At 39.4% G+C, this 16043-nt stretch carries 10 protein-coding genes; 6 read left to right on the forward strand and 4 right to left on the reverse strand.

Going from position 1 to position 16043, the window contains the following annotated elements; translation table 11 throughout:
* The 6 genes from FHX64_RS13200 to FHX64_RS13225 all read left to right on the forward strand — a co-directional run bounded on the left by FHX64_RS13200 (position 1) and on the right by FHX64_RS13225 (position 10945).
* Complete coding sequence (locus FHX64_RS13200; RefSeq protein WP_183414311.1) at positions 1–2013, forward strand: DUF4954 family protein; 2013 nt, start codon at positions 1–3, stop codon at positions 2011–2013.
* A 516-nt stretch (positions 2014–2529) separates the two neighbouring features.
* Positions 2530–4188: an electron transfer flavoprotein-ubiquinone oxidoreductase gene (locus FHX64_RS13205; protein WP_183414312.1), complete on the forward strand. Its 1659-nt coding sequence runs from the start codon at positions 2530–2532 to the stop codon at positions 4186–4188.
* A gap of 14 nt (positions 4189–4202) precedes the next feature.
* A complete protein-coding gene (locus tag FHX64_RS13210; protein ID WP_183414313.1) occupies positions 4203–6146 on the forward strand; it encodes an FAD-binding protein in 1944 nt (647 codons plus the stop codon).
* A 174-nt stretch (positions 6147–6320) separates the two neighbouring features.
* Entirely contained in the window at positions 6321–9113 is a 2793-nt protein-coding gene (locus tag FHX64_RS13215) for a putative LPS assembly protein LptD (RefSeq protein ID WP_183414314.1), read from the forward strand.
* A 51-nt stretch (positions 9114–9164) separates the two neighbouring features.
* A complete protein-coding gene (locus FHX64_RS13220; protein WP_183414315.1) occupies positions 9165–9458 on the forward strand; it encodes a DciA family protein in 294 nt (97 codons plus the stop codon).
* 47 nt (positions 9459–9505) lie between these two features.
* On the forward strand, positions 9506–10945 hold the full coding sequence (locus FHX64_RS13225) for a CCA tRNA nucleotidyltransferase (RefSeq protein WP_183414316.1): 1440 nt from the start codon (positions 9506–9508) through the stop codon (positions 10943–10945).
* A gap of 6 nt (positions 10946–10951) precedes the next feature.
* Here FHX64_RS13225 and glmS read toward each other — a convergent pair whose 3' ends face one another.
* The 4 genes from glmS to FHX64_RS13245 all read right to left on the reverse strand — a co-directional run bounded on the left by glmS (position 10952) and on the right by FHX64_RS13245 (position 16015).
* Complete coding sequence (glmS, locus tag FHX64_RS13230) at positions 10952–12775, reverse strand: glutamine--fructose-6-phosphate transaminase (isomerizing) (protein WP_183414317.1); 1824 nt, start codon at positions 12773–12775, stop codon at positions 10952–10954.
* Positions 12776–12927: 152 nt separating this feature from the next.
* Positions 12928–14196 carry a replication-associated recombination protein A gene (locus FHX64_RS13235; protein ID WP_183414318.1) on the reverse strand — a complete coding sequence of 423 codons (1269 nt, stop codon included), beginning with the start codon at positions 14194–14196 and terminating at the stop codon, positions 12928–12930.
* Between the two features lie 12 nt (positions 14197–14208).
* Complete coding sequence (locus FHX64_RS13240) at positions 14209–15177, reverse strand: glucosaminidase domain-containing protein (protein ID WP_183414319.1); 969 nt, start codon at positions 15175–15177, stop codon at positions 14209–14211.
* A 115-nt stretch (positions 15178–15292) separates the two neighbouring features.
* Positions 15293–16015, reverse strand: coding sequence for a DUF3256 family protein (locus FHX64_RS13245; protein ID WP_183414320.1), 723 nt, complete (start codon positions 16013–16015; stop codon positions 15293–15295).
* Positions 16016–16043: the final 28 nt, after the last annotated feature.

Here is a 16043-nt window from a genome sequence, read left to right on the forward strand (position 1 = left end):
ATGGCATTCAGATCACTAACAACGGAAGAAATACAAAAACTCCAAGAGCAAGGCTGTCAGGCTGACCGCTGGGAAAATATAGAAGTAACCGAGGCATTTAATCCTTCATTTGTACAAAAGGTCAAATTTACGGGACACAATCGTCTTGGTACCTTTCAAACAGAAATAGAAATGCCTGGAGGAATTATTATCCACTCAGGAATTTACAACGCTTGGCTGCATAATTGCATTGTAGAAGATAATGTTTTAATTCATACTATTCGGGATTATATTGCTAATTACACCATTGAAAATCACACAATAGTCTTTGACATCAAATTATTGGCAGTCGAAGGAGAAACGACATTTGGGAATGGTATAGCGGTAGAAGCCATAAGTGAATCAGGTGCCCGTAGCGTAATGATGTATGATCGCTTATCAGCACAAATTGCCTATATTTTTGCTTTGTACCGACACCGTCCGCAGTTGATCGCTGTTTTAGAAAATCTCATCACACAATACAGCAATAATGTGAGAAGTTCACACGGTGTTGTTGCCTCCGGAGCTAAACTATTGCGGTGTGATACGATTATTAATGTTAAAATCGGAGAAGCAGCCCACATCGAAGGAGTCCGTTTGATGCGGAACGGGAGTGTCAATAGTGCTGAAGATGATCCAGTTTTCATTGGGGACGGATGTCATTTGCAGAATTTCATTATATGCGCCGGAACTAAAGTCAACAATGCCACCTTGATATCAAACAGTTTTGTAGGACAGGGATGCATTTTCGATAAACATTATTCAGCAGATCAATCGCTTTTCTTTTCCAATTGTCAGGGGCTTCACGGAGAAGCCTGCTCTATTTTTGCTGGCCCCTTTACTGTGACTCATCATAAATCAACATTATTAATCGCCGGCATGTTTTCTTTTCTAAATGCGGGCAGTGGATCAAATCAAAGTAATCACCTCTATAAGCTCGGCCCTATACATCAGGGATTAGTGGAAAGAGGCAGTAAAACCGGGAGCGATTCATATATTCTCTGGCCGGCAAAAGTTGGAGCATTTACGTTTATTTCGGGACGTCACTATTCTCATTGCGATACTTCTGATTTACCATTTTCCTATTTGATTGAACACAAAGACGAGTCATACCTGTCACCGGCGATCAATTTAAGAAGTATTGGTACCATTCGTGACTCCCAAAAATGGCCCCACCGCGATATGCGAAGAGGAAAAGATCATTTGGATTGCATTAATTATAACCTGTTGAGTCCATACACAGTTGAACGTATGGTACGGGGAAGAGATTTACTACTTGAGCTTCGTGAAAAAGATGAAACGTGCGCGTTGTATAAGCATCAGGGGGTTGTGATTGAAGCGCGGATTTTATCACGTGGTATTCGTCTTTATGAAAACGCAATCTGGAAATTTTTAGGGAACTCCTTGATTACACAGCTGGAGAAAAGCGATATGCCCCTTACACCTCAGGAAATTCAAAGTTGTTTAGCTGCAACAGAGCCCGAGGGAAGCGGCAAATGGGTGGATATTGCAGGAATGATTTGTCCGATTCAGCCTTTGAATACACTCTTAGATCAGATTGAAAACGACCCCGAAATCACACTGGAAACTATTCATCAAACCTTTCGGAAAATTCATCTCAATTATTATCAATATGAATGGACTTGGGCTTCTGACATGCTAACCCGTTGGACGGGAAAGCACCCGGGGAAATACATGCCCCAGGATGTTATAGATGTTGTCAATAAATGGTTGTCCGCCGTTTTAAACATTGACAAATGGCTATATGAAGATGCGAAAAAAGAGTTTGTGTTAAGTAAAAAAATTGGTTTTGGAACTGACGGAGATGAAGATGATAAAGAGAAGGACTTCGAAAACGTACGAGGAACAATGCAAACCAATGAATCCGTTTTAGCCATCAGACGACACATGCAAGAAAAGGAAGCACTTGGAACTAAAATTTTGGATAAGATTTTTGAGGCTAATCCTGAACTTAGTGGAAAAATAGCAGACTAAAGCATTTTTCAGCCAAACACACATACATATTAATTAAATTAATTTAGCCAAACATATTATTATACCTGAAGTGATCTATCTCAGGTAACGTTGTAGTAAACAAAACAACTCACCATTCCATCAAATTTAAACCATAAAATATACCTGAGCATGAGTGGAAAAATGATTTTCTGCTCATTATTTTTTTATTTGTGCAAAAAAACAAGAATAATAATTCACTTTTTACGCAGTCAACCTCTTACAAATCAATCCTCATTGCAAAAATGTGTTCTATAACATATTTTTGAACATATCGACAGAAGAACAATTCAAGAATAAAATATTTAATTTTGCGCGGTTTTTGCAAAGTCAACATTGCATTTTTTCAATATTATTGTTCATCATGCTTGACAAAACCTCATGTTATATTTGTTCGTTACAAGCAACTCAAACCATTCAATAAACACATATTAATACACACACTCCATAATATTTAATTTAGCTATATTTTCTCCATCAAAATAAAAACCAAACAAAATGAATCCTATTGATATTGTAAATACGGATGTTCTTATTATTGGAGGTGGCCCTTCCGGACTGGCAACTTCCATTCATTTAGCCGATCTTCTACAACAAAAGGGCATCAAAAAACGAATTCTGTTGATTGAAAAGGGAAATTCCATCGGAAGCCATATTTTATCCGGAGCTGTCATCAAAACCGATGTATTCAGAGATTTATTGCCCAGCGTTGATTTTGAAGAAATTCCATTCAACGCAAAAGTAACTCATGATGCAACTGTTTGGTTGAATAAAAACAGTACCATAAAAATGCCCGTTCACGTGCCATTCATGAACAACAAAGGCAATTATACAGTTTCATTGGGGCAACTTTGCCGTTATTTAGCAAAAAAGGCCGAAGAAAAGGGAGTTGAGATTTATCCAGGTTTTTCTGTCAGCGAAATTTTATATCAAAACGGGCAAGTAGCTGGAGCAAAAACCATAGACACAGGCGTTGATCACCATGGAACGCCTATGGAAAATTTTCAGCCCGGCACACAAATAGAAGCCAAACTGATCATTTTTGCTGAAGGAACACGAGGAAGCCTGGCAAAACAATTAATTCAAAAGTTTGATTTGGACAAAGGGAAAAATGGTCAGATCTATTCTTTAGGATGCAAAGAGCTCTGGAGTGTCCCTGAAGGGAACATAAAACCAGGAGAAGTCTATCATACAATGGGTTATCCACTCAATATGCATGAGTTTGGAGGAGGATTCATTTATGGGTTGAAAGACAATAAAGTTGCAGTCGGATTGGTGGTTGGACTTGACTATCAAGATCCGACATTCGACGTACACCATGCATTCCAGATATGGAAAACAAATCCGTTTGTAGCAAAATTTTTGAAAGGTGGGAAATTAGTAGAATACGGAGCTAAAACATTGCCCGAAGGAGGGTATTATTCAATTCCAAAACTTTACACCGATCATGCACTCATCGTAGGCGATAGTGCTGGCTTTTTAGCAATGCCTGCCTTGAAAGGAGTTCATTTAGCGATTACATCTGGAATGATGGCGGCAAAAACAGCTACTGAAGCTTTAATCAAAAATGATTTTTCAGAAGTAACACTGTTTCAATATGAATCTCTGATTCAAAACAGTTTAATTTACAAAGAATTATATCCAGTTCGTAATTTTCGGCAAGGTTTTTCCAAAGGCCTAATTTGTGGCGGTTTTCATTTTGCCACACAATTAATTACGGGTGGATCAGGATTCGTTGGGAAACTGAAAACACATCCCGATAGTACAATGACAAAAAAACTGAATGAATTTTCCGGAAAAACCTTTCAGGAACGATTCAAAAAGCAGTTTGACTTTGACAAAATCTTGACATTCGACAAAGTGACAGATGTGTACTATACGGGAGTATTTCATGATGAGTTGCAAGTACCTCATGTTAAGATTAATAATCCGGAGTCATTTCAGGAAATCAATATAAAGCAATACGGTGCGCCATGCCAGCATTTCTGCTCGGCAGAAGTATATGAACTTCACACAGACAAAGCTGGGCATCAGGAAATAAGAATTCATGCCGAAAATTGCCTGCATTGCAAAACATGTGATATAAAAACTCCCGGTGATGGCATTACGTGGTCAGTTCCTAATGGTGGCAACGGCCCTGATTTTCAAAATATGTAATAAACAACACAACAATGGCTCTGACAATCATAAGTTTAATAAAACAAGTTCCGCTTCCTTCAGAAATGAAAATGGGAGAAGACGGATTAATGGACCGCACCAAAGCAAAATCGATTATTAATATCGATTGCCAGTTTGGACTTGAAGCCGGATTACAACTCAAGAAACAATATCCCGATGCAAAATTGATTGTATGCTCCATGGGGCCTCAGTCATTTGAACCATCTCTACGAAAAGCTATTTCAATGGGGTATGATGAAGCATATCTTTTGTCTGATAGAAAATTAGGAGGTAGCGATACATATGCAACCGGCTTGGCAATTGCAACCATGCTCAAACATTTGGGATATACCAAAGATGCAAAAGAACCATTTATTATTCTTGCCGGAAGACAAACAAGTGATGGAGACACTGCTCATGTCCCTTCTCAGGTAGCTGAAAACATCGGAATTCCCCAAGCCACATTTGTTGAACGGATAAAAGCAGACGGAGAAGGCAATATCATTGCAAAACGGATTATTGAGGGAGGATACCAAATGATGAAACTCCCTATGCCTTGTACTATTTCACTAACACCAACAGGGATTCCGCCACGCAAACCTTCTCTTTCAGGAGCAATAAAAGCACGAAACGCTAAAATTACAGTGTTCGGAATTGACGATATCGGCCTTGGAACAGAAAAAATAGGATTAAGCGGATCACCGACTATTGTGGCGCATGTTGAAAATATTGTCAGCGAACGACCGCCTGTTATCATGTCCGAAGGACGTAATGAAAGTGAACTTGTTGACAACATGATTGATAACTTCAAGAAAGGAACTCATGCCCTTACAAAAAAAGAAACAAGTGAAGCAAAAGCCGCAGAAACCCCTGATTTTCCAATTCAAGACAACAGAAACGGAGCAAAAGGAATATTAACCTGGGCTGAAATTACCAATGGGAAAATAGCCAGACCATCCCTCGAATTGCTCACTCCAGCGCGAAAACTAGCCAATCAACTGGGAAATGACACGAAAATCATGACTATATTGATTGGTAAGAATGTCAGGGAATTATCTAAAACGCTTTTCGAACATGGTTGCGACGAAGTTATCCTTGTAGAAGACGACAAGCTGGAAGAGTATTTGGTACTCCCTTTTTCATCCATTATTGCACAAATTATAAAAGACAGAAATCCCGAAATTGCACTATTTGCAGCCACAACATCAGGACGTGAACTTGCTCCCCGTATTGGAGTAAAAACAGGCAGCGGCGTTACAGCAGATTGTACAGGACTGGAGATTGGAGAGTATGTCAATCGGAAAAACAAAGTGATCAACAAACCTATACTTCACTCCCGCCGGCCAACATATGGAGAAAGCAAACTGGCAACCATCCTTGGATTTGTCTATCCTCAAATTTCCACAGCACGTCCGGGAACATTCGAAGTACCTGCAAGAAATGAAGATCAAACCGGCAAATTATCTACATTCAAACCCAATCTTACACCAGATGAATTCCGTGTTGAAATTTTACAAACCGTCCGTGGGGAGGGTGGTTTGCAAAACTTATTTGATGCAGATATTATTGTAGCTGGAGGACGAGGAGCTGTTGGCGACAATCTGGGATTGATCAAACAATTGGTTGACGCGCTGAAAGAGAAAGGCATAAAAGCAGAATGGGCATGCAGTCGTGTTGTTGTGGACGAAGGATTTTCAGAATATGCCCGACAAATCGGCCAAACAGGGAAAACTGTCCGTCCAAAAGTTTATGTTGCTGTCGGAATTTCTGGTGCCATTCAACATATTGCCGGAATGAAAGAAGCCGAAAAAATCGTAGCAATTGACCACAATGCAAAATCATCTGTGTTCCATTTTGCTGATTTTGGTATTATTGGAGAATACGAAGACATTCTGCCGGAATTAATTGAAAAAGTAAAAAAAGGATTCACGTTCGGATTAGAGCCTGCACATAAATAACACTCTTTAATACAAACAGTTACAGGATGAATTCAGGGAAACATTGAATTCATCCTTTTTTATTGTCATGACACAAGAGGATTATACCATTTAAACATAAAATCCTATAATAATTTATTTGCAAATGCATTGTAACAAAGCGTGTTTTGAGTGCACCGCCAAAAAGTATTATCTTTGCACGATCAATTGCTTCTCTATTCTCGTGGCATGCGTAGAAATAATACGTTTACAATCAAATTCCTGTACGCTCTAATTTGGGTAATGGTTCTTTCCGGAGTGGCACTTCCTGCTTATGCACAGAAAACAAAGCACGCTGCAAAAGATACACTGACCACGAAAAATGTCCAGGATACTACTACTGTAAAATCCAAAGGGACACAAAACAAAAGTCAACTTACCGATAAAATTGTTTATCAGGCTAATGATTCTATTGTCTTTTATGGAGATGGTACCGGGATGATGTATGGGAACGGTGACATTCAATATCAAAAAATGGAGCTGAAAGCCAATTACATCCGGATGAAAATGGATAGCAGTTTGGTATATGCCATGGGGACAAAAGATTCGACGGGGCAGCTCGTTGGCGAACCTTCCTTCAAAGATGAAAGCAATCAGTTTGATGCTAAAGAATTAACTTACAATTTTAAAACCAAACGGGGATTCATCCATCACACGGTGACGCAACAAGGTGAAGGTTACATCGTCAGCGATCTAACCAAGCTAACCAGTGATAAAACGTTTTATATGTCGAATATGCAATACACGACATGCGATCATACAGACCACCCCGATTACTATATTCAGTTAACCAGAGCCAAAGTAAAGCCACAAAAATATATTGTTTCCGGTCCGGCGTATTTGGTGATCGAGGACGTCCCATTACCTTTGGCATTACCATTTGGCTATTTCCCATTTACGAGTAAATATTCTTCCGGGATTATTGTTCCTTCTTATGGAGATGATTTTACAAGGGGCTTTTATCTGCACAACGGAGGGTATTACTTTGCGCTTAATGATTATATGGACTTGGCTCTTACAGGCGAAATTTACACAAAAGGGACCTGGGCTGTAAATGCAATCAGCACTTATGTAAAACGGTATAAATACAGAGGTAGTCTGAATTTCAGCTATCGGCAGGACATAACCAGTGAAAAAGGAATGCCAGACTATGGCAAATCAACCAATATGAGCATCCAATGGACACACAGTCAGGACTCAAAAGCATCTCTTTATTCTACATTATCCGGGAGTGTAAACTTTTCGACAAGTGGCTACAATCGTAGCAATATCAACAATGTATACGATCCTACATTGATGTCCCAGAATACCAAAAGCTCCAGCATCAACTTTTCACAACGGTTTCCCAACAGCCCGTTTACTTTATCTGCAAATGCCAATATCACGCAACGTACCGCCGACTCAACGATCAACATGCAATTGCCAAACCTGACGGTTACCATGAGTCAGATTCATCCCTTCAAACGTGCAAATACCGTTGGCCCGGAGAAATGGTACGACAAAATCGTAATGTCTTATTCAGGATCATTTGCCAACAGCATTCAGACAAAAGAAAATAAGCTACTACACTCCTCTTTCTCCCGTGACTGGCAAAACGGATTTGATCATCAAATACCCGTTTCGGCCACATTTAATTTATTCAAATATATAAGCATAACACCTGCAGTAAATTACGAAGAGCGATGGTATTTTAAATCTGTTCAACAACGCTGGAACAGTAATACACAATCAGTCATAAGGGACACCACTTCAGGTTTTTATCGTTCTTATAATTTTAACGCAAGTGTTACAGCAAATACAACGATCTATGGATTTTTCATCCCGAATCGAAAGATTTTCGGAGACAAAATAGATCGGATTCGCCACGTATTTAAGCCTTCTATCAGTTTTACATACAACCCTGACTTTAGTAACCCGATTTGGGGTTCGTATAAAACATATGATAAATATGTACAAGACAGTCAGGATCCTCAGCGGATGGATAAAGAAACCGTTCTGTATTCTCCTTTTGAGGGAGGAATTTATGGATATCCAGCTGCCGGGAAATCAGGAGCTATTGGCTATTCATTTAGCAATAACGTGGAAATGAAAGTAAAGGAGAAATCAGATACCACAGATCAACCAGTGTATAAAGTAGTCAGTCTGATCGATAATTTCAGTTGGAGTGGAAGTTATAATCTGGCAACCGATTCATTGCGGTGGTCACTGATTAATGCTAACTTGCGGCTAAAACTTCCTTTTTCAAAATCTTACACATTAAACTTAAGTGGAACCTTTGACCCCTATTTATATGGATTAGACGCCAATAAAAATCCGGTACATATCAATCAGCTTCGCTGGGCACATGGTAAATTTCCACGATTTATGGGAACTAATTTCTCTCAAAGCTTTACAATAAGCGATCAAACATTCAAGCACAACAGTAGTGGAAACAAAGAAAACACAAACCAGGAACAACCATCGCAACAAACTACATTAATGAACAACACGGACATTCCGTCACTATATAACGCACAACAAGACACGGTAAAAAAACAAACAAAACCATCAAGTAGCGAAGTTGATGCTGATGGATACGAAAAACCACAATTCCATTGGAGTTTATCGTTCAATTACTCATTGCTCTATGGGCAATCAAGCATTTTTAATTATCATACAATGGAGTATGGCATGCAATGGACACAAAACTTAAGCTTAAACGGAACCATATCGCCCACTCCCAAATGGAACATAAATTGGTCGGCATCATATAGTTTTGCAAATAAACAATTCACCCAAATCAACATTGGGATTACGCGCGACCTGCACTGTTGGTCAATGTCAGCACAACTGGTACCAGTGGGTTATTATACATCATACATGGTAAGAATTGCAGTCAAATCCTCATTGCTGGAGGGCCTGAAATATCAAAAATCAAGTTCATTCCAAGACAATGTCAATTGGGAATAATATCAGCATTTGACGAGCGTGCAATTCTGTTCGTCAGGGATACATTACAACATGAAACGCCAAAATGCACAAACATTGGGAGAAGCTATTCGTCTCTTTCTGGAGGAACAGCATAAACTCAACAGCAAACTCCTCGAAACACGATTGATAAATTCGTGGGGAGAAATCATGGGCAATGGTGTTGCCAATTACACTACACATCTTGAAATAAAGCATAAGAAGCTCTATGTAACTTTGTCGTCATCACTTTTACGTCATAATTTAATGATGTCTCGTCATGAATTGATAATAAAAATCAATCTCTACCTTGAAAGCGAAGTGATTACAGACATCATATTCCGATAACAAACATTCAGTTATTCTATTGAATGAATATTCTTTGATTCAACAATATGCAAGATTTTATACAACATCCTATTTTCAAAATTATATCGGAGGCTGCTGATGAAATACAATGTGACTGCTATGTCATTGGAGGTTATGTCCGCGATAAATTATTACACCGATCTTCCAAGGATATTGACATTATGGTGGTTGGAAGCGGCATTGCTTTGGCTCAGAAAGTGGCCTTGAAATGGAAACGGCACTCTACCCTTAGCGTTTTCAAAACATTTGGGACAGCTCAGCTAAAAGCAGGTAGTCTGGAAATAGAATTTGTCGGTGCACGACGTGAATCCTACAACAAAAATTCCCGAAAACCAATCGTGGAAGATGGAACATTAGATGACGATCAAAAACGCAGAGATTTCACAATTAACACACTGGCCATATCCCTTTCGTCGAAAACCAAAGGAGAACTGTTAGATCCATTCCATGGAATTGACGATCTGAATCAAAAAATTATCCGGACACCCCTTGATCCGGATATTACATTCAGCGATGATCCTTTACGTATGTTACGCGCCATTCGGTTTGCCACACAATTGGAATTTCAGATTGAGTCCAATACTTTTGCATCTATCAAAAAAAATTGCGAACGCGTAAATATCGTATCAGCCGAACGAATTGCCGATGAGTTGAACAAAATTATGGCAGCAAATCATCCCTCGATTGGATTTAAATTACTCGATGACAGTGGCCTGTTATCGATTATTTTCCCTGAATTAATAGCACTTAAAGGAGTTGACACCAAAGAAGGGAAAGGCCATAAAGACAATTTCATCCATACCCTGGCGGTTCTTGATAAAGTGGGGAAACATACAGATAATCTTTGGTTACGTTGGGCTGCTTTATTACACGATATCGCTAAACCGGTGACAAAACGATGGGACGACCATTCCGGATGGACATTCCACAATCATAATTTCATCGGAGAAAAAATGATTCCGACTATTTTCAAGAGATTAAAACTCCCCATGAACGATAAAATGAAGTTTGTCCAGAAAATGGTTTCCCTACACATGCGCCCGATTGTATTAAGTGAAGAAGGAGTAACAGATTCTGCAATACGAAGATTATTATTTGATGCCGGGGACGATATTGAATCGCTTATGACGTTGTGCGAAGCTGACATTACCTCTAAAAACCAAGCACGTGTAAAACGTCATCTTGAGAATTTTCAGATTGTTCGGCAGAAACTTATTGATATAGAAGCCAAAGACAGGCTGCGGAACTGGCAACCTCCAGTTGACGGAACAGAAATCATGAAGCTTTTTGGTCTGAGAGAATGTCGTGAAGTCGGTTGGCTCAAAAATGCCATCAAAGAAGCTATTCTGGAAGGAATTATTCCTAATGAGCATGAGGAAGCCTTACACTTTATGATTGAGAAAGCAAAAGAATTAAATTTAGAACCCATTGCTGCCGCTGGCAAGCAAAACGGCAACAACGAGTAAAAGATTTTATTCGACAGTAACAGACTTTGCCAAATTTCTTGGCTTATCCACATCGCAACCTCTCAGGACTGCTGTGTAATAGGCAAACAGCTGTAAGGGGACTACCGCCAAAAGAGGCGTAAAGAAATCATTACATTTTGGTAATTCGATAACATAATCTGTCAATTGATCCATTTCATCTTGTCCAGTTTTACAGAGCAAAAGCACCTTCGCACCACGAGTAATTACTTCTTTAATATTGCTCACCATTTTTTCCATCAAGGCAGTCTGGGTAGCCACAGCAATAACCGGCATTTCTTCGGTAATTAACGAAATGGTGCCATGCTTCAACTCGCCTGCCGGATGAGCATCACTATGGATATAAGAAATTTCCTTAAGTTTCAACGAGCCTTCAAGAGATAACGCATAATCGAGTCCACGGCCAATAAAAAAAATGTCGTGTGCATTCTGAAACTTGCTGGCATAAAACTGACAATTATCAGCAGTTTCTAAAACGCGTTCAACTAACTGGGGAATTTCCATAAGTTCAGCGCATAAAATCTTTGTCTGATCAACACTAATCATCTCTTTGACATGAGCCAACTGAATAGCAAAAAGATACATCATAGCAACCTGTACCGAATATGCTTTAGTACTTGCTACAGCAATTTCAGGACCTGCCCACGTGTATAAAACACTGTTAGCCTCCCGGGCAATAGATGATCCCACCACATTGACGATAGCCAGCGTATGTACTCCCTGATCTTTTGCCAAACGCAACGCAGCCAATGTATCAGCAGTTTCGCCGGATTGAGAAATGATAATCACCAGATCGTCTTCCTTGGATAAAATCGGATTACGATACCGAAATTCAGACGCAACATCTACTTCAACAGGTATCCGAACCAAATGTTCAATTGCAGCTTTCCCAACCATACCTGCATGCATGGCCGTTCCGCATGCCACAATATAAATGCGTTTAAAACTTTTCAGAATATCATCAGACAACGCCTTAATCCCAAAATCAGGTATTCCGTCAACCATACGTGGAGAAAGCGTATTGACCAATGCTTTAGGTTGTTCATGAATCTCTTTCAGCATAAAATGAGGATAACCTCCTTTTTCGGCTGCCTCAATATCCCAGGTTGCAGTGAAAAGCTCTTTAACAACAGGTTCATTATCATGATCAACAATAGTTACATGATTACGCTGCAAAACAGCAATTTCATTTTCTTCCAGCAAATAATAACTTCGCGTATATTTAAGGATTGCCGGAATGTCGGAAGCAATAAAGTTCTCATCTTCACCAACACCAACAATTAAAGGGCTATCTTTCCGTACAGCATATAAAGTATCCGGAGTATCAACAAACATAATCCCTAAGGCATATGAGCCTTTCAGGTTATCAATAACACGGATAATCGTTTCCACAGGATTTCCATCGTAATAATAATCCAACAACACAGCAATCACTTCCGTGTCAGTTTCAGACAAAAACTCATATCCTTTGGCAATCATTTTCTCTTTCAACTGCACATAATTTTCAATGATACCATTATGAACAATCGTTACACGTTCATTTCCATGTGGATGTGAATTTACATCCGACGGTTCGCCATGAGTTGCCCAGCGAGTATGTCCAATGCCAATGCTGCCAAATGGAGTACCGTGGTGTTCCATTTTCTGTTCCAGATTTTTGAGCCGACCCTTGGCTTTCACAACGTTAATTTTATGATCCTCCATTACCGCAATTCCGGCAGAATCATAACCACGATATTCCAATTTTTCCAATCCTTCCACAAGGACACCAGCCGCGGCCTTTGTTCCCACATAACCTACGATGCCACACATAATTATTTAATCAATAAATTTGTAAAAATCAAATTCTTTAAGTTATTCCATGAAAATGAAGCGCTTAAAAACTCTCCTTCCTTCAGAGAACAATAAAACAAAGTAACAACATTTTTTCAATATAGAGAGTCAAAAATTTCAAGAAAAAAGATTTAATAGCGATTTTTCCACAATTGCTTCAAATAGGCTAACTGTTTTTGTTCCGCAGCATTATCCGCCGCTTCCCAAATCCTTTTTGAAGAGAGGTTGTCTGGAAGATAAGGTTGTTGTGTAAAATGGCCGGGAAGATCATGTGGATAGACATAATCAGCTCCATAATGAAGCTGTTTCATCAATTGAGTCGGAGCATTGCGTAAATGCAGTGGTACCGGAAGATCACCAGTCTCATCAACGATTTGTAAAGCCTTGTCAATAGCTAAATAAGCTGAATTACTCTTAGGAGAAAGAGCCAGATAAATGGTCGCTTCCGAAAGAATAATCCGACTTTCGGGCCAACCTATTTTAGAAATAGCGTCAAAACATGCATTGGCAAGCAACAAAGCATTAGGATTTGCCAATCCTACATCTTCAGCGGCTAAAATCACCAACCGGCGTGCAATAAATTTCGGATCTTCACCGCCGGCAACCATCCGGGCCAGCCAATACACTGCTGCATCAGGATCGCTCCCTCTTACCGATTTGATAAAAGCAGAAATGATATCATAGTGCATTTCTCCCATTTTATCGTAAGCTACAGCGTGTTGCAATAAAAGTTGTGTTACAAGTTCATTCGTAATTTCTATCGTATTGCCTTCGTTGTAATTCAAGGCCATATCAATAATATTCAGCAACTTGCGTGCATCTCCTCCTGAAAAACGGAATAATGCGTCAGTTTCAACAACATGAATATCATGTTGTTTTAGCTCTATATCTTCTGCAAGTGCCCGGTCAAGCAAAAGTTGTAAATCTTCCTGTTGTAAAGGATTTAACACAAAAACCTGACAACGGGACAGCAATGGTGTGATTACTTCAAAAGAAGGATTTTCTGTTGTTGCCCCAATCAACGTAAATGTTCCGTCTTCGACAGCACCCAGCAATGCATCCTGTTGTGACTTGCTGAAACGATGAATCTCATCAATAAATAATATGCTACCCGGTTGATTAAAAAATTGCGATTTTTTCGCACGATCAATCACTTCACGGACATCTTTTACTCCTGAATTGATTGCGCTTAAAGCATAGAAAGGCCTCCTGAGTTGAGTAGAAATAAGACGCGCCAGGGTTGTTTTTCCAACTCCGGGCGGTCCCCATAAAATGAAAGAGGCAAGATGGCCCGACTCAATCATTTGTCGAATCACGCCATCTTTACCTACAAGATGCTTTTGCCCAACATATTCATCGAGCGAATGGGGCCGCATTCGTTCGGCAAGAGGAACTGACATATTAATATTTCATTAACGAAGTCGTAACACACGACCTGTTTGAGCTGGCGTACCATAAGGAATATCATTCATGGCATAGAGCTTTTTAATCTTAATCCCATAATACTGAGAAATTGAATACATTGATTCTCCAGGTAATATCTGATGCGTTGCCGGCACTGAAAGAGAAGCATGATTCTTTTTTCCACCCAGATAAACAACTTCTCCCGGTTGCAATGCATAGTTTTTATCCACTTCATTTCTATAGCGCAAAATACAAGTCAACAAGTTAAACTCTTTTGCGATAGAATGATAAGTATCTCCAGGCGCAGATATTACATATTTAATGCCATTATTTTTATAAACCTTATGCGTAAATGGAGCTTCAATAACGCCAAAATGGCTGCTAAACACCGAACTAGAATCAGCTAATGCCTCATCAATCGTCTTATTATCAATAGGATGATGACGAGAAGCTAACTGCATATGAACCCCTTCTTTATCCAACTGATCTAAATTATAAAGCTGGATTATCTGAATCAGGTTTGCAGCATAAGTTCGGCTTGTTGCATAACCCGCATTTTGCAACCCTTCTGCCCACCCCTTATAATCCGTTTCAGGTAATAGGAACAAAGAGGAATAACGGCTCCGCGTCAGCAAAAATTTTGAATGATCCTCGTAAGAAGCATAAACCGATGGATATTTTCGGAAACACTCGTGTTTCACATCGTCATCCTGATATACATGCGGACCAGTCCAATCACTGCATTTTATACCAAAATGATTGTTAGCTGTAGTCGCCAAAACACTTTTTCCAGCTCTTGATTCAAGCAAACCCTGGGCCATTGTTATACTTGCCGGAATACCATACTTTTGTTGTTCGATTAATGCCAACTTACGATATTGTCTGATATATGCTTCATAATCAGCCTGACGGCTCTGTGCCATCATAACAATTGGGGATAATGCCAGAATAACAAGAAAAAAGAGTTTGCCTTTCATACGATAATAATTTATTAAGGATATATGAAACTTGCATGTTATATTATCACACATGAGTTGTACAAAATGCTGGTTTCAAAAAGTTTATAAAGTAATTATTGGTTAGCCTGTAGAACTATTTAGATGCAGGTTTCCACTCACCCTGATGGAATATGAAACGAAGCTCAGAAGTTTTCATGTCAGGTTGCAACCCTTTCCAGTCTGATTTTCCCAGAAAATCTTTTTGGTCACATGTCGCTATAATAGAGGCTCGGGATGCATCAAAAGAATAACGCACAAACATTGGAGTCATCCATACCATGGCTTGTGTGGAATCATAAGCAGATAAAGTGGTTTTTAAAAAGTCGGATGCGTGAATATCAGGAGATGGAATAGAAAGTAGGTCCCAATTTAATGTGTAAAAAGAAAGACGAGACAGACAAGCTGGAGCACACACCGTTTTGCTAATCGCTATAAATTCAGGGTTTCCCTTATCAAACACCTGCAACTCAAGAGTTCCCCTTCGCGATGTCTGAAGAATAAGATGATGTGCATTTTCATCCCATAGCCGGATATGGATATATCCGTTCATTCCATTAGAAACGGAATCCACTTTTTTATCAAAATAATAAGCCATTAGATCACTTCTGCGGGCTGAATCAAGCGCAAGAACAGAACCAGGCATTGACATAAAAAGTTGCTTCAATGTTGGGGGTTTTGCAACTATGGAAGTTGCTACACTTATCAAACTGACCATTAGAAAACTTCTTAACAAAGTGGTTTTCATTCGTGCATAACTAAAGAGAGAAACATTACTTTCTCTATAAACGTGTGTATGGGCAAAATTAGCATGTTTCATACGACAATAATTTTATTTTAGGAACGGG

Origin of the sequence: Microbacter margulisiae (assembly GCF_014192515.1) — a bacterium.
Classification (GTDB): domain Bacteria; phylum Bacteroidota; class Bacteroidia; order Bacteroidales; family Paludibacteraceae; genus Microbacter; species Microbacter margulisiae.

What these genes read in the sequence shown, in the direction of transcription:
- FHX64_RS13200 (WP_183414311.1), top strand. Translation starts at nt 1, where the DNA reads ATGGCATTCAGATCACTAACAACGGAAGAAATACAAAAACTCCAAGAG.
- FHX64_RS13205 (WP_183414312.1), top strand. Translation starts at nt 2,530, where the DNA reads ATGAATCCTATTGATATTGTAAATACGGATGTTCTTATTATTGGAGGT.
- FHX64_RS13210 (WP_183414313.1), top strand. Translation starts at nt 4,203, where the DNA reads ATGGCTCTGACAATCATAAGTTTAATAAAACAAGTTCCGCTTCCTTCA.
- FHX64_RS13220 (WP_183414315.1), top strand. Translation starts at nt 9,165, where the DNA reads ATGAAACGCCAAAATGCACAAACATTGGGAGAAGCTATTCGTCTCTTT.
- FHX64_RS13225 (WP_183414316.1), top strand. Translation starts at nt 9,506, where the DNA reads ATGCAAGATTTTATACAACATCCTATTTTCAAAATTATATCGGAGGCT.
- glmS (WP_183414317.1), bottom strand. Translation starts at nt 12,775, where the DNA reads ATGTGTGGCATCGTAGGTTATGTGGGAACAAAGGCCGCGGCTGGTGTC.
- FHX64_RS13235 (WP_183414318.1), bottom strand. Translation starts at nt 14,196, where the DNA reads ATGTCAGTTCCTCTTGCCGAACGAATGCGGCCCCATTCGCTCGATGAA.
- FHX64_RS13240 (WP_183414319.1), bottom strand. Translation starts at nt 15,177, where the DNA reads ATGAAAGGCAAACTCTTTTTTCTTGTTATTCTGGCATTATCCCCAATT.
- FHX64_RS13245 (WP_183414320.1), bottom strand. Translation starts at nt 16,015, where the DNA reads ATGAAACATGCTAATTTTGCCCATACACACGTTTATAGAGAAAGTAAT.